The sequence below is a fragment of the Caryophanon tenue genome (assembly GCF_001700315.1).
Taxonomy (GTDB): Bacteria; Bacillota; Bacilli; order Bacillales_A; family Planococcaceae; genus Caryophanon; species Caryophanon tenue.
On record NZ_MASJ01000007.1, the window covers coordinates 34,524 to 55,417 of the forward strand.

At 39.7% G+C, this 20,894-nt stretch carries 22 protein-coding genes; 10 read left to right on the top strand and 12 right to left on the bottom strand.

Annotated features, from left to right (window positions below; genetic code table 11):
- Positions 1-171 precede the first annotated feature (171 nt).
- Positions 172-351, top strand: coding sequence for an SE1561 family protein (locus tag A6M13_RS06565; RefSeq protein ID WP_066544081.1), 180 nt, complete (start codon positions 172-174; stop codon positions 349-351).
- A gap of 87 nt (positions 352-438) precedes the next feature.
- On the opposite strand, the gene A6M13_RS06570 is transcribed toward A6M13_RS06565, so the two are convergent.
- Positions 439-1,224, bottom strand: coding sequence for a YwqG family protein (locus tag A6M13_RS06570; protein WP_066544084.1), 786 nt, complete (start codon positions 1,222-1,224; stop codon positions 439-441).
- A gap of 188 nt (positions 1,225-1,412) precedes the next feature.
- On the opposite strand from A6M13_RS06570, the gene A6M13_RS06575 reads away from it, so the two are divergent.
- The 3 genes from A6M13_RS06575 (at position 1,413) to A6M13_RS06585 (ending at position 5,387) form a co-directional block, all read left to right on the top strand.
- A complete protein-coding gene (locus A6M13_RS06575) occupies positions 1,413-2,951 on the top strand; it encodes a fumarate hydratase (protein ID WP_066544088.1) in 1,539 nt (512 codons plus the stop codon).
- Between the two features lie 110 nt (positions 2,952-3,061).
- Entirely contained in the window at positions 3,062-4,951 is a 1,890-nt protein-coding gene (locus tag A6M13_RS06580; protein ID WP_066544091.1) for a heavy metal translocating P-type ATPase, read from the top strand.
- A 55-nt stretch (positions 4,952-5,006) separates the two neighbouring features.
- Positions 5,007-5,387, top strand: a complete 381-nt coding sequence (locus tag A6M13_RS06585) for a carboxymuconolactone decarboxylase family protein (protein ID WP_083998252.1) — start codon at positions 5,007-5,009, stop codon at positions 5,385-5,387.
- Between the two features lie 48 nt (positions 5,388-5,435).
- Here the strand turns inward: A6M13_RS06585 and A6M13_RS06590 are convergent, their stop codons facing one another.
- Both A6M13_RS06590 and A6M13_RS06595 read right to left on the bottom strand, forming a co-directional pair.
- A complete protein-coding gene (locus A6M13_RS06590) occupies positions 5,436-6,368 on the bottom strand; it encodes a YihY/virulence factor BrkB family protein (RefSeq protein WP_066544100.1) in 933 nt (310 codons plus the stop codon).
- Between the two features lie 24 nt (positions 6,369-6,392).
- Complete coding sequence (locus A6M13_RS06595) at positions 6,393-6,737, bottom strand: hypothetical protein (protein WP_066544102.1); 345 nt, start codon at positions 6,735-6,737, stop codon at positions 6,393-6,395.
- A 182-nt stretch (positions 6,738-6,919) separates the two neighbouring features.
- On the opposite strand from A6M13_RS06595, the gene A6M13_RS06600 reads away from it, so the two are divergent.
- Positions 6,920-7,141 (top strand): DUF1128 domain-containing protein, encoded by a 222-nt coding sequence (locus A6M13_RS06600; RefSeq protein WP_066544104.1) that lies wholly within the window; start codon positions 6,920-6,922, stop codon positions 7,139-7,141.
- Between the two features lie 40 nt (positions 7,142-7,181).
- Here A6M13_RS06600 and A6M13_RS06605 read toward each other — a convergent pair whose 3' ends face one another.
- From A6M13_RS06605 to motA, 4 genes are all read right to left on the bottom strand, one after another.
- Positions 7,182-8,090 carry a pseudouridine-5'-phosphate glycosidase gene (locus A6M13_RS06605; RefSeq protein WP_066544105.1) on the bottom strand — a complete coding sequence of 303 codons (909 nt, stop codon included), beginning with the start codon at positions 8,088-8,090 and terminating at the stop codon, positions 7,182-7,184.
- Positions 8,091-8,092: 2 nt separating this feature from the next.
- On the bottom strand, positions 8,093-9,181 hold the full coding sequence (locus A6M13_RS06610) for a carbohydrate kinase (RefSeq protein ID WP_066544106.1): 1,089 nt from the start codon (positions 9,179-9,181) through the stop codon (positions 8,093-8,095).
- 108 nt (positions 9,182-9,289) lie between these two features.
- Positions 9,290-10,084, bottom strand: a complete 795-nt coding sequence (gene motB / locus A6M13_RS06615; RefSeq protein WP_066544107.1) for a flagellar motor protein MotB — start codon at positions 10,082-10,084, stop codon at positions 9,290-9,292.
- Positions 10,077-10,874 (bottom strand): flagellar motor stator protein MotA, encoded by a 798-nt coding sequence (gene motA, locus A6M13_RS06620; protein WP_066544109.1) that lies wholly within the window; start codon positions 10,872-10,874, stop codon positions 10,077-10,079. The genes motB and motA overlap by 8 nt, the downstream gene beginning before the upstream one ends.
- A 188-nt stretch (positions 10,875-11,062) precedes the next feature.
- On the opposite strand from motA, the gene A6M13_RS06625 reads away from it, so the two are divergent.
- From A6M13_RS06625 to A6M13_RS06630, 3 genes are all read left to right on the top strand, one after another.
- Entirely contained in the window at positions 11,063-12,298 is a 1,236-nt protein-coding gene (locus A6M13_RS06625) for an aminopeptidase (RefSeq protein WP_066544111.1), read from the top strand.
- Positions 12,299-12,424: 126 nt separating this feature from the next.
- Complete coding sequence (locus A6M13_RS16235; RefSeq protein ID WP_169817418.1) at positions 12,425-12,574, top strand: hypothetical protein; 150 nt, start codon at positions 12,425-12,427, stop codon at positions 12,572-12,574.
- 217 nt (positions 12,575-12,791) lie between these two features.
- Positions 12,792-13,406: a beta-class carbonic anhydrase gene (locus A6M13_RS06630; protein ID WP_066544114.1), complete on the top strand. Its 615-nt coding sequence runs from the start codon at positions 12,792-12,794 to the stop codon at positions 13,404-13,406.
- A 46-nt stretch (positions 13,407-13,452) separates the two neighbouring features.
- On the opposite strand, the gene A6M13_RS06635 is transcribed toward A6M13_RS06630, so the two are convergent.
- The 3 genes from A6M13_RS06635 to A6M13_RS06645 are packed head-to-tail and all read right to left on the bottom strand — an operon-like array spanning position 13,453 to position 16,572.
- Entirely contained in the window at positions 13,453-13,995 is a 543-nt protein-coding gene (locus A6M13_RS06635) for a GNAT family N-acetyltransferase (protein ID WP_141680911.1), read from the bottom strand.
- 4 nt (positions 13,996-13,999) lie between these two features.
- Positions 14,000-15,793: a M3 family oligoendopeptidase gene (locus tag A6M13_RS06640; protein WP_066544124.1), complete on the bottom strand. Its 1,794-nt coding sequence runs from the start codon at positions 15,791-15,793 to the stop codon at positions 14,000-14,002.
- Positions 15,794-15,807: 14 nt separating this feature from the next.
- On the bottom strand, positions 15,808-16,572 hold the full coding sequence (locus tag A6M13_RS06645; protein ID WP_066544127.1) for a polyphosphate kinase 2 family protein: 765 nt from the start codon (positions 16,570-16,572) through the stop codon (positions 15,808-15,810).
- Positions 16,573-16,690: 118 nt separating this feature from the next.
- Here A6M13_RS06645 and A6M13_RS06650 point away from each other — a divergent pair, with 118 nt between their 5' ends.
- Complete coding sequence (locus A6M13_RS06650; RefSeq protein ID WP_066544130.1) at positions 16,691-17,419, top strand: hypothetical protein; 729 nt, start codon at positions 16,691-16,693, stop codon at positions 17,417-17,419.
- A gap of 341 nt (positions 17,420-17,760) precedes the next feature.
- Here the strand turns inward: A6M13_RS06650 and A6M13_RS06660 are convergent, their stop codons facing one another.
- The gene (locus tag A6M13_RS06660) at positions 17,761-18,975 is read right to left on the bottom strand and encodes a carboxylate--amine ligase (RefSeq protein ID WP_066544135.1); all 1,215 of its coding nucleotides are present in this window, start codon (positions 18,973-18,975) and stop codon (positions 17,761-17,763) included.
- 185 nt (positions 18,976-19,160) lie between these two features.
- On the opposite strand from A6M13_RS06660, the gene A6M13_RS06665 reads away from it, so the two are divergent.
- Positions 19,161-20,033 (top strand): hypothetical protein, encoded by an 873-nt coding sequence (locus tag A6M13_RS06665; RefSeq protein ID WP_066544138.1) that lies wholly within the window; start codon positions 19,161-19,163, stop codon positions 20,031-20,033.
- Between the two features lie 36 nt (positions 20,034-20,069).
- Here the strand turns inward: A6M13_RS06665 and map are convergent, their stop codons facing one another.
- Positions 20,070-20,825 carry a type I methionyl aminopeptidase gene (map, locus tag A6M13_RS06670; RefSeq protein WP_066544140.1) on the bottom strand — a complete coding sequence of 252 codons (756 nt, stop codon included), beginning with the start codon at positions 20,823-20,825 and terminating at the stop codon, positions 20,070-20,072.
- Between the last annotated feature and the right edge of the window lie 69 nt (positions 20,826-20,894).

Below are 20,894 nucleotides of genomic sequence, written 5' to 3' on the forward strand. Positions count from 1 at the left end.
TTAAAACTTTGTAAACTTACTTTAACACGACGTTGTTTTTTTGTAAATATCTAAATATATAGAATATTTAAAATAATAAAGTTTTCCTATAATTATTCAATTTTCATCCATTGTTTTTCAATAGCGTTGCATATATGATGAAGGAGACTTATGAAAACGAGGTGTTTGGACATGAAACCAATTTCAGATAAAGACCAGCAAGTGAATTACTTAAAGGAGCGTCTACAAATCTTCTTAGAAGTCTTAGATGCGATTGACCCTGAAACGACAGAGTTAGAAGATATTGACCGTTTAATCCAAATGATGGATGATCTGGAAAACAAAATGGATCAGTTCAATAGCCGTTCGTAAGGCAATATTAAAAAATCCTTCAGCACATTCGTGGCTGAAGGATTTTTCTATAAGAGCGCTACAATAAACAAGTGTACTAGCGTATACTCATCCGCAGTCCCAGTTATATAGTACACGACTGAAATTACGAGCATCTAAATCCTCAGCAGTAATAAAGAAATTACCGATGCCCATATCCCCCCACATTAAATCAATCTCCATATCGCTATCAATTTGCAGCAGCATAATCTCATACGCTTCATAGCCATTAGACGCATAGTTACGCGGATCTTCTTGCGTAAAATAGCTATAGCCACCGACTTGGTGCATTGGCTGTGCATAATACATTTCCATATACTCTTCCCATGCCTCATCAAAATCGAAACTTGGCAGCGCAAACTCTTTTGCACGATAGTCGACAAAGCTCACTGGTTTTGTCGCTTCTTTAAAATACATTTTTGCTTCGGTATTACCAGGCATCATCAAGTCTTCTTCGTTAAATGTCGGCAATTCCTCGTCAGTCAGCATATCTTTTTCAATTGTTTCATGATAAATAACGCGGAAGTTTGCTTGATTTGTCCCATCATCAAAATCCATCCCACTCACATCATCATATGGGTCTACGTAAAATTGTAATAAGCCGCTTGTTGGAAAATGTTCAAACACTGGCATTTGTTCAAAGTTTAACTGCGCAAGCAATTTTAACCGTTCTCCTTGTTCATTTGTCGGGTACGGCATATTTTTAGGAAAATAAGGTTGCCCAAAAACTTTACAATCTGTTTTTAAAATATTTTCTTCAACATGTAATGAAATACTCAATAAAGGCTTATTACTTTGTTCAAAAATCGTTCGATATGATTCAAATTGCTTCGGTAATGCTAATTTTTCTGTCATTATACACTCCAGCACCTTTCGAATTGGCTTGTACACATTATAAAACATACGTTCGTATTTTTCAACCTTTGTACAAAAATGCACAATAAAGCGCTTACTTTAAACCTTTTATTCATACCGGCAAAAGAGTATAATATACGATGGAATTACCTAAATTCTTTATTTATTTTTCTGGGGGGAAAAATATCATGGCATATTTAGAAACATTGGAGAAAAGTCTTTATACATTAGTGACAGAAACATCTACAAACTTACCAAAGGATGTTCGTCGCGCAATTAAAGCTGCAAAAGAAGCAGAAAACGCTGGTACGCGTGCAGCGATGTCTTTAGATACAATTACAACAAACATCGTAATGGCTGAAGATAATGTATCACCAATCTGTCAAGATACTGGTTTACCAACATTCAAGGTATACACTCCTGTTGGCGTAAACCAAATCGAAATTCGAAAAGCTATCGAAACTGCAATTGCTGCAGCAACGGGTGACGCGAAATTACGTCCAAACTCAGTTGACTCATTAACAGGGAAAAACTCTGGTACAAACATCGGCGCTGGTTTACCAGTTGTGAAGTTTGAACAATGGGAAAATGACTACATCACAGTGAAGTTAATCTTAAAAGGTGGCGGCTGTGAAAACAAAAACATTCAATACTCTTTACCAACAGAATTAGAAGGCTTAGGTCGTGCTGGTCGTGATTTAGACGGTATCCGTAAATGTATCCTTCACTCTGTATGGCAAGCACAAGGGCAAGGATGTTCAGCTGGTTTCATCGGTGTTGGTATCGGTGGCGACCGCTCTTCTGGTTACGATTTAGCAAAAGAACAATTATTCCGTCATGTTGATGATGTGAACCCTATTGAAGACTTAGCAAAATTAGAAGATTACATTGTTGAAAAGTCAAACACATTTGGCGTTGGAACAATGGGCTTCGGCGGTGAAGCAACATTATTAGGCTGTAAAATCGGCGTAATGGACCGCTTACCTGCATCATTCTTCGTATCAGTTGCGTATAACTGCTGGGCTTACCGTCGTATGGCTATTGATATTAACCCTGAAACAGGCGAAATTATCAACTGGCACTATCAAGAAGGTGAAAAAATCACTTTCCGCGACGAAGAAGCGCAAGACAACAACGATAACAAAGTTGTTGAATTAGTTGCACCAATTACAGAAGAAAAAATTCGCTCTCTTAAAGTTGGGGACGTTGTAAAAATTTCTGGTCGTATGTACACAGGTCGTGACGCAATTCACCATCACTTAATCGGTGAAGGCGTAGAAGCACCAGTTGATTTAGATGGTCAAATCATCTATCACTGTGGTCCAGTAATGGCAAAAGATGAGGAAGGTAACTGGGTTGTAAAAGCAGCTGGTCCTACAACATCAATTCGTGAGGAGCCATACCAAGGCGACATCATGAAAAAATTCGGTATCCGTGCAGTTATGGGTAAAGGCGGCATGGGACCAAAAACATTAAAAGCACTTGAAGAACACGGTGGCGTTTACTTAAACGCAATCGGTGGTGCAGCTCAGTACTACGCTGACTGTATTAAATCTGTAGACGGTGTAGACTTAATGGAATTTGGTATTCCAGAAGCAATGTGGCATCTATCAGTTGAAGGCTTCACAGCAGTTGTAACAATGGACTCTCACGGGAACTCATTACACGCTGACGTTGAAAAATCTTCATTAGAAAAATTAGCTGCACACGCTGAACGCGTATTCTAATCTGTCGAACAAAAGCGATGTCCTCTTGGGCATCGCTTTTTCTTTACGCACTTTCGTCCATTGACTTGTGATTCTTTGTCGCTTTAAATTAAGAGAAAGGAGGGAATGCTATGGCTGCAAACATAGAGAAGAAAACACAGCATGCTTTAGTTGAAAACGTCAAAGCGTACGGCGAGTTATTACTTGCAATTATTGTTGGGATTTTAATTTTATTTGCTTGGCGTATGGATATCGTCGGCCTAGAAACAGCGGCGATTATGACGTATATTACCGCCTTTCTTTTAGGTGGATTCACGAAAGCAAAATCTGGCATTTTAGAAAGCATTCGAGAACGTAAGCTCAACATCGAAATTTTAATGGTGCTCGCAGCTATCGGTGCTTGTATTACTGGCTACTGGACAGAGGGCGCGATTTTAATTTTCATTTTCGCCATTAGTGGTGCGCTTGAAACGCTGATCTCCGCTAAAAGTAAAAAAGAATTAACGTCGCTCCTTGAGCTTCAACCACAGGAAGCGGCACTTGTGCGCGGTGGCTTTGCCCCTATTATGATGCCGATTGATGAATTAAAAATCGGTGACCATATTTTAGTAAAGCCTGGTGAGCGTATTCCTGTCGACGGTACTTTATTTAAAGGTAGTGCCTCGGTTGATGAATCTGCATTAAGTGGTGAATCCATCCCTGTTCATAAAGAGGCTGGCGATGATGTATTTGCTGGCACACTCAATATGCATACTGCGATTACTGTTGTTGTCACGAAGGAAGCACAGCATACCGTTTTCCAACAAATCCTTCAATTGATGGAGCAAGCAAAGGAAAACAAAGCCCCTGTACAACAACTTCTTGAAAAATTTGAGCAACGTTATGTGCAAATTGTGTTGACGGTTGTGGGTCTCATGATTTTTTTGCCGATTGTGTTATTTAGTTGGTCGTTTGAAACATCCTTTTATCGCGCGATGATTTTACTCGTTGTCGCCTCCCCTGGCGCACTCGTTGCATCGATTATGCCCGCAACGTTATCTGCCATTACAGCTGGTGCAAAACAAGGGATTTTATTTAAAGGTGGCAGCCACTTCGAACATTTAGCGAAAGTGGAACGTGTTGTCTTTGATAAAACAGGTACGCTCACGATGAGTGCACCGAAAGTCGTTGATGTCGTCGTCGCATCACATGTGCAAAAGGATGATACATTACGTTTACTTGGCGCAATTGAAAGTAAATCAAACCATCCGCTCGCACAAGCATTAGTCAAACAGTTGTCGATTACGTACACCCTTACATACGAGGAACTTTTCGTTGAGGACTTACCTGGGCAAGGCTTACGTGCAACAACGAATGAACATACATACCTTGTCGGCAATGAATCATTTGTTGGTGAACAATTAGCACATGCCTTTTTACAACAGCACGCCATTGATACAAGCGGAAAATCATTCGTATTTTTAAAAGATGAGCAGCAAATTTTAGCAGCCGCTTCACTACAAGACCCAATTCGACCAGAAGCACAGCAAGCTATCGAACAGCTAAAAGCACTAAAGCTCACACCCGTTATGCTTACGGGCGACAATGAATTAGCCGCTAAAAGTGTCGCGACTGCTCTTCAAATTCCTGAATATGAAGCAAACTGTTTACCTGAAACGAAAGCTTCATATGTGCAGCAACACAAACATATTGCAATGGTTGGTGATGGCATTAACGATGCGCCTGCACTCGCTCTTGCCGATGTTGGTATTGCGATGGGGAAAGGGACGGCAATTGCGCTTGAAACAGCTCAAGTTGCCCTCATGGAAAATGACTTGCGTAAAGTTGCACAGGCCGTACTACTAAGTCGTAAGCTACAAACAGTCATTTATCAAAATGTCGCGTTCTCGTTAGTCGTCGTTGTGCTCCTCATTTTAACGAACTACTTGCAAATTATTAACTTACCCATCGGCATTTTACTGCATGAAGCTAGCATTCTTGCAGTTGTGTTAAACGGGTTACGTCTATTACGCCGCTCTTAGCAGGAATCCCCCTCTTCGTAGTCGAATAACACTACAGAAAAGGGGGATGTTTAAATTGAGTGAACGTTTTGCCAAAGGATTAGAAACGATGCGTCAGTATGTATCTGAAGAAGAATTACAGCGTATGGTGACAGCAGATGCACTTGCAGATATTGCACCAGATTTGCGTAAATTCATTGTTGAATATGCTTATGGGGATATTTATAGTCGCGATGGCTTGTCAGCGAAACAGCGTGCACTTGTCGTGATTTCAACCGTTGTAACACAAGGAGCTGCACCGCAAACAAAAACACATATTCGTAGAGGCTTACATGCAGGGCTGACTGAGCAAGAGATTGTAGAAGCATTGTTACAGCTTGCCCCGTACATCGGCTTCCCACGCGTGCAAAATGCATTAGTCATTGCACAGGAAGTATTCCAAGAAACTAGTCGTTAAAAAACCCCCATCCGGTCATGCTGGATGGGGGTTTTTACACCTTCATATTTAGAAAAATGTCGGTGATTTTGTATTTTTGCGTACTTCAATCGTGTCTTTTCGTCGCTGCATTGTCGCATTTAAAATACCGCCGATAATTAAAATCATACCGGTGAAGTAAAGCCACAACATCAGTACGATAACACCACCAATACTGCCATATGTCGCGGAGTAATTTCCGAAGTTACTAATATAAATGGAGAAGCCGTACGTCAATACAAACCACGCAATTGTTGAAAACGCCGCGCCGAATAGTACACTCGTGACACGTATGCGCGGATTCATATTCGGTACGATCCAATACATGAGTACCATGACAATAAAGATTAATGCAAACGGTAAAATAAAGCGTACAGTCGTCCAAATTGGCTTTAAGTTACTTTCGATATTAAAAAACGCAAAGACAAACTCGCCGATTTGTTGACCAAAAATTGGTAACACAAGTGCCACTAAAATAAGTGCTACGAATGCTACTGTGAAAATTAAGGACCATACTCGGTTCATAATGCCTGACTTCGGGTCCACATCATACGCTTTGTTCAACGCTTTCATGAGGGCATCAACACCTTTAGATGCCGACCAAATTGTCCCTAAAATACCGATTGACAATAAGCCACCACTTTGGTTCGTCAATACGTCCCCTAAAATGCCTTCAATTAATGAATACACTTCTGCTGGCATAAAATCGTCTAAAAAATTATAGACATCTTCTTGCTTTAAATTTAAGTATGGTAGTAATGTTACTAAAAAAATGAGAAGCGGGAAGAAGGATAGTAAGAAAAAGTATGCGAGCTGTGCGCCTAATGAGCCGATATCTACATTTTTGATACGTAAAATGAAATCTTGTAATGTTCCCTTCCACGTCGTTATATCAATATCCGCTTCATTCGGCGCGACAAACGTCATCACATTTGCGACAACACCTTGTTTTTTTTGTGCCATAATCCCCCACCCTTCTATCAATAATTATTGATTGTTATGTGTATCATGTGTTGATTCTGATGAAAAGGCTTGCTTCGTATCGCCCACCATTGATTGAATTGTTTGCGGTAGGTCTTTCAATTGGTCTGCATTTTCAACAAGCTTCGTAATATTCGTTTGTGCAGTGTCGTATAAAGATTGTGCTTGCGCCACTTTGCCTTCAATTAGCTCCATAAATTCATCACGGTTTTGCGCATAATATTTTGCACGCTCCGTTGTTGTTTTAACTGTCGCTACTGTCGACTCACGTGTCGCGCGGTCAAACATGCTAATAATGCCACCTACAACTGCTCCAATAATAACTGATTTCACTAATTTATTTTGACCCATGTTCATCTCTCCTCCTGCTTCTAATAAAAGCTATTCCCTAAACTGTGCGGCACTAACCGCATATATATCCATTTTAACGAAAAATTTACATTCTGCAAAGCAATGTCCAAACTATCTGTAGTTGACTTTTCAACTTGAAAATGAAAAGATGTAGTTATCTAGTAACGGAGGGAATTACACACATGGATTTAACACAACACACTAAAGAAAACGTCATTTATATGATTGAGCAAATTAAAGAAAAACTACGTATGGTAAACGTTGATGCCATGAAATCAGAAAACTTTAGCGAAGAGCAATACGAAGACTTACACTACCTATATAAAATGGTGATGAAACGCGAATCATTTAGTCCAAGTGAAATGGAAGCTATCGTTGCTGAACTAGGGTCATTACGTAAATAAAAAGGGCGTCTGAGAAAATTTTCTCAGACACCTTTTTTTATTATTTATTTAATGCTACAGCGATGCCTGCACCAATTTTCGCATTATGTTTAACAAGTGCGATGTTAGCGTCTAAGCTCTTGCCTTCTGTTAACTCTTTTACTTTCCCTAATAAGAATGGCGTTACGTTTTTACCAGCAATACCTTGCGCTTCTGCTTGCTGTAATGCTTCTTGAATGATGCCATTAATAAACGATGCTTCCATTGCCTCTTCTTGTGGAATCGGGTTGGCAATCACTGCGCCACCACGTAAACCTAAATCCCACTTCGCACGCATCATGCTCGCTACTTCTTCTGCTGAGTCAGCACGGAAGTTGACAGCGAACTCTGATTCACGTGTATAGAATGCTGGTAATGTATCTGTGCCGTAGCCAACTACTGGTACACCTTTTGTTTCTAAATACTCTAATGTTAAACCGATATCTAAAATTGATTTTGCCCCTGCACATACAACAGCTACATTTGTCATTGATAGCTCTTCTAAGTCTGCTGAAATATCCATTGTCGTTTCTGCACCACGGTGTACGCCACCAATACCGCCTGTTACGAATAATTCAATACCTGCAAGCTCTGCACAAATCATTGTCGCAGCTACCGTTGTTGCACCGATTTTTTTCGTTGCGATTAAATAACCGATGTCACGGCGAGAAGCTTTTGCTACGTCTTGTGCGTTACCGAACATTTCTAACTCTTCATCTGATAAACCAATTTTGATTTTACCGTCGATTAATGCAATTGTTGCTGGGACTGCACCGTTGTCACGAATGATTTGTTCTACTTCGCGCGCTGTTTGAACATTTTGTGGGTACGGCATACCGTGCGAGATAATTGTTGATTCTAACGCAACTACTGGTAACCCTTTTTCTTTTGCTTCTTGTACTTCTTGTGAATAAACGATATATTGTTTCATAATTAATTAGCCTCCATCTCAAGTTGAGCTTTCGTTAAATTTTTTCGTACTGTATGTGGTGATTGAATTGTTGCACGCGCATTTGCTAACGCTACATGTAACGCTTCTTCCATTGACTTTTGTTCGCTTAATCCATAAATAAATGCACCTACAAATGAATCGCCTGCGCCTGTTACATCAACGATATGCTCGACAAACTGTACAGCTTTCGTCACCGTCACACCAGATGTGTCACGTAGCCACACATCATGACTGCCATTTGTAATAAGCACATTTTTTGCACCCATTTGCTGTATTTGTTCGAGTGCTTTTTCAAAATCGCCAGCTACTTCAAGCTTACTCTTCGTTAAAAATTCCGCTTCGTCATGGTTACAAATGAGCCACTCAATACCGACTAAATGCTCCGGTAAATGCACCATTTTAGGTGAAGATACCGGCACGATAATAAGTGATAGTTCGTGCTCTACTGCTAATTGCTGTAAATACATAATCGTTTCTTTTGGACAGTTTAAATCCGCAACGATATATTTAGCACGTAATAATTGCTGCTCATGTTTTTGAAGCACATCCGGTAACAAACGATCATAAATATCCATATCTGCCGTTGCTAATACAAGTTCGCCATCTTCATTTAAAATCGCTGTATACGTCCCTGTATGAACATCTGGTACTTGCTCGACAGATGCTACATTCATAAATGCGCTACTTTGCTCTTCAATTGTTGTCCAATCTGCATCTTGTCCAACAACTGTTACTAAACGAACTGCTTGGCCAAGACGCCCTAAGTTTTCAGCAATATTACGCGCAACGCCACCAACTGTTTCTTCCATCGTTGCAGGATTCGATGTTGCCATACAAACCTCGCCTTTAATGTGCAGCTTACGGTCTAAATTGGCACCGCCGATACACACAATCTCACGTGCTTCCGGAAAGACGTAAGCACGACCAAGAATGAGCCCACGCTTCGTTAATGCTGAAATCATATTCGCAATCGCTGGACGTGACATTTGAAGTTGCTCTGCCATGTCCTGCTGCGATAGAAACGGATTTTGTCGAAGAAGCTCTAGCAATCGTTGTTCTTTTTCGTTCACAGCATCCAGCTCCTTAAACATTTGTTTATTATATTAAACATTTGTTTATCACAAGTCAAATAAAAAAAGAAACTTTCGCACAATTTCGTACGAAAGTTTCTTTTTTGTTTAATTATCGATTTTTACTTCAGTGCCGTCTTCAAGAATACGTTGTTGAATTAATACTTCAACACGACGGTTTTTCGCACGACCATCTGCTGTTGTATTATCAGCAATCGGGTGGTACTCTCCGTAACCTTTTGCACTAAAGTGTAGTGGGTCTAACTGTGGGTTTTGATCAATTAAGATTTTCAGGAAGTTTACTGCGCGCATAACACTTAATTCCCAGTTCGATTCAAATGCTGCTGAATTGATTGGAACATTATCTGTATGTCCAGTAATAATAACATTACGACCTGGCTCAAATACTAAGAGCTCAGAAAGTTCATCAACAATCGTGCGACTTTCCGCAGAAATTGCCGCTGAAGCTGGCGCAAATAATACACCATCACGAATTGTTACAAGTAACCCTTCGTCTGTCATCGTTGTTTCAAAAGATTCTTCCACTTCGTTTACCGCAATGAAGTTATCAACGCTTGCTTTAATTTGCTGTAGCTCTTGTTGATCCATTGCATATGCAGTTGCTGTCGCTGGTGCATTCACAGTTATATCATTTTCTTGCTGTTCTTCAACAGCTGGGTCAGTCGGTTGTACCGGCATTGGATATTCCATCACACCATCACTGCCCATAAAAATAGAATTGAATACGGTAGACATTTCATTTAACTTCTCTTGGTCTACAGTACTTGATGCGAATAATACGATAAAGAGTGCCAGTAATAACGTTAAAATATCGGCATAAGGAACTAGCCAAGATTCATCGACGTGATCCTCATGCTTATGTCGTTTACGACGTTTAGCCAAGGTCGCCTCCCTCGCTTCCTCCACCTAAAATTTGTTTACGTTCTTCCATTGGTAAGTATGATGCAAGTTTTTGCTGAATGACTTTTGGTGCTTCACCTTCAAGCACCGATAAAATACCTTCAATAATCATACGCTTTTGCTTCACTTCTACTGAAGATTTACGCTTCATTTTGTTCGCAAATGGGTGCCACAATACATACCCTGTGAAAATCCCTAATAGCGTTGCAACAAAGGCTGCTGAAATCGCATGCCCTAATGCATCAATGTCAGACATATCTGCAAGTGCCGCAATTAATCCAACTACTGCACCTAATACACCAAGTGTTGGTGCATATGTACCGGCTTGTGTAAAGATAGCCGCACCGGATGCGTGACGATCTTCCATTGCCTCAACTTCTTCTGTTAACACATCGCGAATATAATCCGCATTTTGTCCATCAATGGCTAGCGATAAACCGTTTTTCAAGAATGGGTCTTCGATTTCTACCGCTTTACTTTCAAGCGCTAATAAACCTTCACGACGTGCTAAATCTGCCCACTCTGTAAACATCGCAATAATTGCGGCATTCGATGGTAACTTTGTTTCTGTAAATAAAATTTTAAAGATTTTCGGTATACGCTTTAACTCTTTCATTGGGAAAGCGATAATTACCGTTGCGACTGTACCCCCGATAATGATTAATAATGCGGCCGGTACAAAAAGGTTAGTAATAGGTACACCTTTCATTACAACACCAACAAAAATTGTAACGAAGGCGATTACTACACCAACAACCGATGATATATCCATGTCTCTACCTCCAACAGCTCATTCTATTTCTATGTCGGCATAATCTTGCCATGTATAAAGTCAGTATATAAATATTTCCACATTTTTTCGATGGATATTGCCTATTTCTTCACGTTCTCGTAACATTTGATTAATTGGTCGCGTTATTGTTACTATGTATGGGTAAGCAATTGAGAGGAGCTAAGCAAATGGACACATCATTTGAACAAAAATTATTAAATTACGCTGAATTAGCCGTGAAGGTAGGCGTAAATATTCAAAAAGACCAATTTTTATACGTATCAGGTGCAACGGACAACATGCCCCTTATTCGCCTGATTACAAAAGTGGCGTATGAGGCTGGTGCGCGTCAAGTATTCGTTGATTTAGTAGATGATGAATTGACACGTTTACGCTATGAATTAGCGCCAGATGATTCATTCGATTTTTATCCACAATGGAAACGCGAAGAGCGTGAATGGTTGGCAGAACAAAACTGTGCCTTTATGAGCATCGTATCGCAAAGCCCAGATTTATTAACAGGTATTGATACACAACGCATCGCTGCTTCTCAAAAAGCAACAGCACAGGCGCTTGCAAAATATCGTCAGTACGCACAATCTGACAAAATTAGCTGGACAGTCATTGCGGCTCCATCAGCAGCATGGGCAGCGAAAGTATTCCCAGAACTTCCTGCTGCAGAACAAGTGAATGCTTTATGGGATGCGATTTTCAAAGCGACACGTGCAGACGTAGCGGCTCCAGTGGAAGCTTGGGCAACACATAACGACACACTTCATGAAAAAGTACATTACTTAAACGATAAAAAATATGCAAAATTACATTACACAGCGCCTGGTACGGACTTAACAATCGCATTACCAGAAGGTCATTTATGGTGCGGAGCTGGTAGTATTAATGTAAATGGTACAGAATTCATGGCCAATATGCCGACCGAAGAAGTGTTTACAACACCTCATCGTGACGGTGTCGATGGCTATGTTTCTAGTACAAAGCCACTAAGCTATGGCGGCAATATTATCGACAACTTCAAATTAACATTTGAAAATGGTCGTATTGTAGATGTAACAGCGGAGCAAGGTGAAGATGTCTTAAAAACATTAGTGGAAACAGACGAAGGTTCACATTATTTAGGTGAAGTTGCACTTGTGCCACATGAGTCACCAATTTCTGCTTCGGGTTTACTCTTCTATAACACATTATTCGATGAAAATGCCTCAAACCATTTAGCAATCGGTAGTGCGTATGCATTCACGCTAGAAGGCGGTAAAGAAATGTCACAAGACGAGCTTGCAGCACACGGTCTCAACCGTTCATTAACACATGTTGACTTTATGATTGGTTCAGCAAATATGAATATCGACGGCATTACGAAAGACGGCCATGTAGAGCCCGTCTTCCGTAACGGCAACTGGGCATTTTAATATAGCGATAAAACGAGCGCGCGATAACCGCCGCTCGTTTTATCGTTTATCGCATTTTTTTCTACTTATTACACATATTCTATTATATAATGAGAAGTAATAAACGTTGAAAAGGGGGCTGATGATATGGATGTAGGAACATTTGCTGAATATTTAACAACGGTATTAGGATTTACAGTTGTACTATTAATTGCGCTTGGCTACTTTATTTATGTTTTACTAAAAGGCTTAAACTCATCATCTTCAACAATTATTGACCCGAAGCCAAAACAATAATGTAATTCAAAAGGGTTGTACGAGATTACTTTCTCGCACAACCTTTCGTTATGTATAACTTATTTTTTATAGGTACATTCTAAAATCATAACATGTTTTTTCGTCTTTACGTACGCTACAGCCTTTTTTTACGCATGAAATATTTGAATATTGCTAGTATTGCACCAAATAATGATTATTTAGCGTACACTATATTAAAAGGACGGTGTTTATTCCAATGACAATGTTAGATGAAATTTTAAAGTTTAATGGCTCTTTCGTAGAATATAAAATGTACGAGCCATATATTACAACGAAGTACCCTGATAAACGTATTGTGATTTTATCTTGTATGGACACACGCTTAGTAGAATTATTGCCAAAAGCGATGAACCTGCGTAATGGTGATGTAAAAATCGTCAAAAGTGCTGGTGCATTAGTTGCGCATCCATTCGGTTCGATTATGCGTAGTTTACTTGTAGCTGTATACGCACTACAAGCAGATGAAGTTTTCGTTATTGGTCATTATGATTGTGGTATGAGCTCAGTTGATCCGAACGCAATGATTGACCAAATGAAAGCGCGCGGTATTAGCGAAGACACATTAAACACAATTAACTACTCTGGCGTTGATTTAAAAGGCTGGTTACGTGGTTTTGGTGATGTGGCAACAAGCGTTACAAAAAGCTGTGACGTCATTAGCAACCATCCATTAATGGTACCAAATGTGCCAGTACATGGCTTAATTATCGATCCGAACACAGGCAAATTAGATTTAATTGTTGATGGTAATAAACAATCTAAACCTTTACATACGACGATTAAAGAACAACCTGAAAAAACAGAAGAATAATCATTGAATAAAGCCACGGCGAAAATTCCGCCGCGGCTTTTTTTGTTTAATCTTCCTGTAAATATGAATATAAATAGTGGTCTTCCCACACACCATTAATAAATAACAATTTTCGCAGCAGTCCTTCTCGCACAAAACGTGCTTTTTCGAGAACGCGAATCGACCCGGTATTTTTCGGTGACACATATGCCTCCAAACGATGGAGTTTCACCGTCTGAAAAGCAAACTTTTTCACAAGTTGTAATGCCTCACTCGCATAGCCTTTTCCGGCATATGCTTCATCAATTGAATACCCAACAAACCCACTCGAATACGGCATACGTTTAATCGAAAACAATGAAATTTGACCAATTAAGCGTTCACTATTGTTTTCAAAAATCCCAAATGTAAATTCACGATTTGCGCGCATTAAATGCATGCTTTCTACAATTTTTCGGTACTGCGTATCATATAAATAATACTGCTCATTGTGCAAAGGTTCATGCTGCGACCAATAATATTTATTGCGAGTAACAAGCGCTGTAACTTCCTGTGCATCCTGTGGGGTTAATGTTCGTAGCGTAACTGTTTTTCCGCTAACGAGTGCCACATAATTATCCCTTTTGCGTAAGCTGAATAAATTCTTCCACATCAGCAATGCAAAGTTGAATGCCTTTTTCCCAGAACGCTACAGTCGTAATATCCTCGCCTAAATGTTTCATCGCTAATTCTTCCACTGTCATAACCGCCGTATCGCGCAATAAAGCCATATACTTTTCTTCAAAGTTCGCTCCCTCTTGCTGCGCTTTTGCGTAAATGCTTAGTGAGAATAAATAGCCAAATGTGTACGGGAAGTTGTAAAACGGCACACCTGTAATATGGAAGTGCATTTTTGTTGCCCAGAAATGTGGATGTGCTTCACCTAGTGCCCCTGCAAACGCTTCTTGTTGTGCAGCCGTCATTAATTCGTTTAAACGAGCAGATGACACGACGCCTTGTTTACGCTCTTCATAAAAGCGTGTTTCAAATAAGAAGCGCGCATGGATATTCATAAAGAATGCCACAGAGCGCTGGATTTTATCCTCTAATAAGTTTACTTTTTCTGCTTCTGTTTTTGCTGCTCGTACGGTTGCATCTGCCACAATCATTTCAGCAAACGTCGATGCAGTCTCTGCTACATTCATCGCGTACGCACGATTTAATGGATGCACTGGACGTAATGCATATGAATGGAATGCATGTCCTAGCTCATGTGCTAATGTCGATACGTTCGACATCGAGCCTGAGTACGTCATAAAAATACGTGACTGTTCAGATTGTGGTAAACCTGTGCAGAAGCCGCCTGGACGTTTATTATCACGATTTTCAGCTTCAATCCAACCATCTTCAAATGCTGTACGTGTAAATGTCTCTAACTGAGGACCAAACTTCGCAAACTGCTCAATAATAAATTGTGCGCCTTCTTGATATGGCATCGTTGTCGCATTTTGTGTCACCGGTGCATCAAAGTTATACCAGTCCATTTGCTCACGTCCAAGCATATTCGCTTTATGTGTTAAAAACTTCGCAAACGGTGCTTTATTATTCGTAATCGCTTGCCACATCGCATCAAGTGTCGCCTGCTGCATACGGTTAATTTGAAGCGGCTCTTGTAACACATCATCCCACCCGCGTTTTGCATACGTCGTTAAGCGGAAGCCAGCTAAATGGTTTAATGTTTTCGCGAAAAATTCTTCTCGCTCTGTAAATACTTGCTCTAACGCTTCAAACACCGCCTTACGCACAGCTTCGTTAGGATGCGAGCTTAAGTTATTCGCTTGCCCAACTGATAATGTACGCTCTTCACCGTCAACAACAACATTTACTTTAATATCACTAATCAGTAAATTATAATATTGTCCCCAAGAATGATAGCCATCTACTTGTAGCGCAGCGATTAATGCTTCTTCTTCAGGTGATAATTTCTGCTTTGCCAGTTCACGCATTTCCGTCAAAATAAATGTGAAATCCGCTAGTTCTGCTGTCGCTACTAATGCCGTGAAAATATCATCACTTATGTCAACAAGCTGTTGTTGTAACGCTAAACGTACAGGTGCAAAGCTCGCTCCTAATGCGCCCAGTTTCCCTTGTAAAATAAGTGCGTCTTTATCCGTTGTATCTTGCGCTGTTAAACATGAAATAAAACCGCCCGCTTGTGATAATTGCTGCTGCACATGTGCCATATCATTTAAAATATTACGAATAGCCGCTGCATCGCTTACGGCTGTAATACGCAGTTGCTGTACATTCGTTAATAATATCGTAATTTGACCAGGTAATGCTTCTAAATGTGCTTTAAACGCCGGTGACTGACTGCCTCCTTCAAAGAATACATCCAAGTCCCAAACTTCTGAATATTTTGTCGTCATGTTGTCCTACCCCTTTAATTATCTGTTTCGTTGTTTAAAATATTCGTTAACTGTAAGCCACGTGCTTTTACTTCACGTTCAATATGCTTTAATGTCTCTTTTAAAACCGCAACACGTGCATAGTGCTTATTATTGCCTGCTACTAAAATCCACGGTGCGTTTTCTGTATCTGTTTTGGCAAACATATCATTAGCCGCTTCGTGATATTGCGGGAACTTTTCACGGTTACGCCAATCCTCGTCCGTTAGTTTCCACGCTTTATACGGGTCGTTTTTACGTTCTTCAAAACGCTTTAATTGTTCATCTTCTGTTACGTGTAACCAAAACTTCAATACAATATAATTTTCATCTGTTAATTGACGTTCAAATTGATTCAATTCTTCATACGCACGCTTCCATTCTTTTGTACGAGCAAAGCCTTCAATACGCTCAACTAATACACGACCGTACCACGAGCGGTCAAAAATTGCGATTTGTCCGTATTGAGGTAAACGTGTCCAAAAACGGTGTAAGTAATGATATGCTTTTTCATGAGGCTGTGGTGCAGAAATCGGATGTACGACATAACCACGTGGATCAAGACGTTCTGTTAAACGTTTAATGGCCCCACCTTTTCCTGCAGCATCCATTCCTTCAAATACTAATACTAAGCCAATATTATTGTTGCGTAAAAACTGCTGGGCATTAAGTATTTCATATTGAAGTTCCTTTAACTCTGCCTTATACATTTCTTTAGAGGCTTTCGCTTCCATTTTTAATGCTTCTAATGTTTGTACCATATAGTTTCCTCTCCTTCACCCGTCATATCCTCATTGTACTGTAACTGTCCACAAAATGGTATTTGTAGTTATGTGGTGGTATTGTACAATAAACATATGAAAAAGGAGGGAATGCTTGATGGGACGTATAATGATCATTACAGTAGCAACTATTTTCATCATGATTGCCTGCTGGTTAACAAACTTCATGCCGTTACACGGTGATGCAGCGTTCGATATTGTCCTACGCTTTCCGGTTCCGATAATGCCTTCACAGTTTGTTCTATTTTATTGGATAGTTGTCTATATCGCGCTTTTTTATTGGATTTTTGTCAATGTTCGTCACTCGCCTAAAGCGCCACATATTAATAGGCTTCAGACCGTGCTCTATACGTTAACGTGTATCGCAAATTTCTTCACGTTTATGACATGGCAGCAGCAACTGTATATCCTATCTGTTTTGTTTGCCCTGTTAGCCGTTTGCCTTATCTTATATATGTACCAACTCTATCCCATCGGTGACCGCTCCTGGTCGGGTCGTTTGCCGATTTCGCTGTTCTTTAGCTTCTTAATGTGCTTATTTATTTGGGAGTTTTCATTTGTGCTAACGTATTATGAATGGCAACGCTTCGGTATGAGCATTGATTTATGGAGTGTTGTGACGATAACCATCGTGGCCTTACTTGCATTGGTTGTGCGCTACTTTTTTGATGACCCTGCTTTTGTATGTGCCTTTATTTGGCTATTTATTTGTATTGTCATTGAGTATGGCTGGACAAATTTATTCGTTTCGACTGCCGCACTTTTTTTAGCATTCGCACTATTTGTTGCTATGCGATATGGCAAAAGAGGGAGGCATCACATATAACAAAAGAGACTGGGACAGAACCCTATTTCTGATGAAAATAAGTGTATTGAGATGATAAGAATTTGCGGGTGCGTTCCGACACAAGCGGCGACTTCTGCAGGAATAGCAATGTTTTTCTGCGACGAGTAATCGTAGGAGCATGAGCTTTTAATAGAGGAACATCTGCCAAAAACGCCACGTCGTGTGGCAAGGCAGATGTGACAAACATCGTGTTTGCCTCAGGCCATGCCTGCGAAACGCGTCCGCTATGTGGCGTAGCACCCAAAGCAGAAAAATATCCTTCAGCAGTTGTCATTGCTGAAGGATATTTCCTTTTGTCCCAATCTCTTTTTTTATTTATATTACCAAACATTTTCTTTATATTTCTTGTAGTAATTCACTTGGCGCGCTGCTAAGTAAAATTTACGTTTTAAATGCTTGTCCTTCTTATAGAACAGCGGATTTACGAGTTTGCCTTCTTTAATTAAACGACGAATATCTCGCTGTACATCGACATCCGGCACAAATTTGCGTAGCACAACTTTTGGCACGACAGAGAATAGCACTTCTTTTTCTAAATATGCACAAGGCTTATCTTTGTTTTCGATTAAATCATCGACAAAGTTACGTGCTAAATTCGAGCCCATCGCATTAATATAATAGCTTGAACGACCTTGACGAATGTTTACTTCAAACACTTTAAACTTACCGTCACGCTCATCATATTTTAAGTCAAAGTTCGCATAGCCTTTATAGCCTACAGCCTCTAAAAAGCCTACTAATTTCTTCATCATCTCTTCATTATAACGAGAAATAAGGGCCGTATAGTTACCGATAGCTGTCACTGTATGCTCTTGTAACACAACTTGTGCAAATGTCACGATTTGCGGTTTCCCTTTTGAGCTCATATACACAACAGAATCCCACATTGCTGTATCTTCGCCTGGGATATAATCTTGAATAATTAGCTCGTCACGATAGCCACTGTTATACACCATTTGAATCACATTTTGCAGTTCTTGTTGTGACTCTACTTTAAATACTTTTTGCTGACCTTCAAATGGATTACGTGAATATTCAATTCCGTTACTTGGCTTAATAATGACCGGATACATCATTTCTTCGTCAAAAGTTGCATCGGTTGCACAACTATGGAAAAATGTCGTCGGTGCATCAATGCCATACTTTGCACATAGTTTATAAAAATTCGCCTTAAATTGTAGGCGATTCATTAAATCTTCATCTAAATAGTTAAATACAAAATGCTCTGCTAGCACATCGCGATTTTCAATGATTAAACGTACATATAAATCATTTGTGCCAATTAATAATAACTTATCGGCTTTTTTCTTATATTTTTTGGCCACGCGAATTAAAATATTCGCAAACTCTTGTGGCTCTGCTAAATTTTTATCGTACTCAATTTTATGTGGAATCGTGCTGTAATTCGTAAATGGCAGCACACCCTTCCCTACTAAAACTGGATGTATATTATATTCCTCGTGAAAAGAAATCGCCATATTGTAAGCGTTAATGTCCGTACCTACAATAATCGGCAAAAACGGTTTTCGTTTCATAAAATTCTCCTTCTCGCCTTAATTGCGTCAATCTCTCTCTTATCATACACCACTGCTTTCAACATTTCCTTATGTAGCCTAATAATTTATTTTGCATCTATACAGCGAATCCGATAATATTACTTTATACCCAACAGTTTCGCTAAAATTGCTTTTATTACTTGCAAGTCACGGGAGGCTTTCAAATGCATATACATGAAATCATAAAAAAAGAAGCATATTTAACGAATTTACTCAAATTATTACTAGACGCTCGTATTATTCGTTTATTTAATGGGAAAATCAGCTCGACGCATATGCTGATTGAAAAGGACGTTACCTTCTTTGATACCGAAGAAAACTTATGCCGCGAGTGGCTTAGCTCTGTTTATGGCAGTTATTCCTTCTATGAGGGCTTTACAACTCAAGAAGATTGCGAAGCGTATATACGACAAACGAGCTATCCGAATCATCAATATGTGATTATTCGCTTTTTACAGTATTACTACGCTATATTTTATGCAAATACGCAACACCAACAAGTGATTGGGCAACAAGTATCCTACTATACAAAAAATAATCTATTTTTAGTAGCTGAACGTCCACCGAATAATTTAATTACAAAAGAACGTGAACGATTGCCAGTTATTCCACTTATTTTTCATGAGCTAAAAGCATTTGACGCAACGATTGAAGCATTTCATTTAGCCGATGAGCAGGCGAAAAAATTCACGCCAATGCCTCTTGCAGACGCAATCGATTATATGGTGTTGCTCGGTGTGACCTTTAAAGATCTTTGGTACATATGCGACTCACCGTACGCCATTACACGTAACCGAGCACTTTTAAATATGTACTTTAACTACGGTCATGGCTTTACGACATTTTGCAAATATACAAACGCGCTTGCCGTCAACCCGTTTCAACGCCTTTTATATATGCCGAAACGACGCGTCGAGCATTTCCAGATGGATATTGACGATTATCGCACGCCGCATCGTATGTTACCGTATCGAGAAGTCCGTCGCTATCAGGAGTTTATGCGGACACGTCCATTTTCTCCGTTAGATGAACAATAAAAAGCAAGCGCCTCAAAATAAGCGCTTGCTTCTTTTTTATTCTTCGTCTAAAGACGTTAAAATAATTGGTTTATCTTTTGTGACGATAATTGAATGCTCAATTTGTGCAACAAGTGAATTATCTGGCGTAATGAATGTCCAGCCATCACCTGATTCAACAATATGCTCTGCCGCTGCAGAAATGAATGGCTCAACTGCTAACACCATTCCCTCTTTCATAATTGTTGTATCCCATGCATCATAATAGTTTAAAATATGGTCTGGTGCTTCGTGTAAAGACTTCCCTAAACCATGTCCTGTTAAGTTCATAATAACCGTTAAACCGTGGTCACGTGCTTCACGTTCAACCGCTTTACCGATTTGGTTTAATTTTGAACCTGCTTTTACTTTTGTCATCGCACGTTCAAATGATGATTTAGCAACCGCACATAATTTCTCTTTATCTTCGTAGCCATTACCAACAACGAATGAAATACCTGTATCCGCAAAATAGCCATCTAATGAGCCTGATACATCAATATTGACTAAGTCGCCTTCTGCAATCACTTTGTCGCCTGGAATGCCATGCGCTACTTCATGATTTACTGAAATACATGTGAAGCCTGGGAAATCATATTCACCTTTAGGACCTGATACTGCGCCCGCTTCTTCAAACATACGTCCTGCAATTTCATCTAATTCTTTTGTCGTTACGCCTGGCTTTGTTGCCGCCTTCATTTCTTCACGAATTTCCGCTACAATACGGCCAATCTTTTTAAATGCTTGTATTTCTTCTTGAGTTGTAACAATCATCTCAAAATTCCTCTCTTATTTAAAATATCCTTCCTTACTATATCATATGAAATCCGCTCTGACATAAAA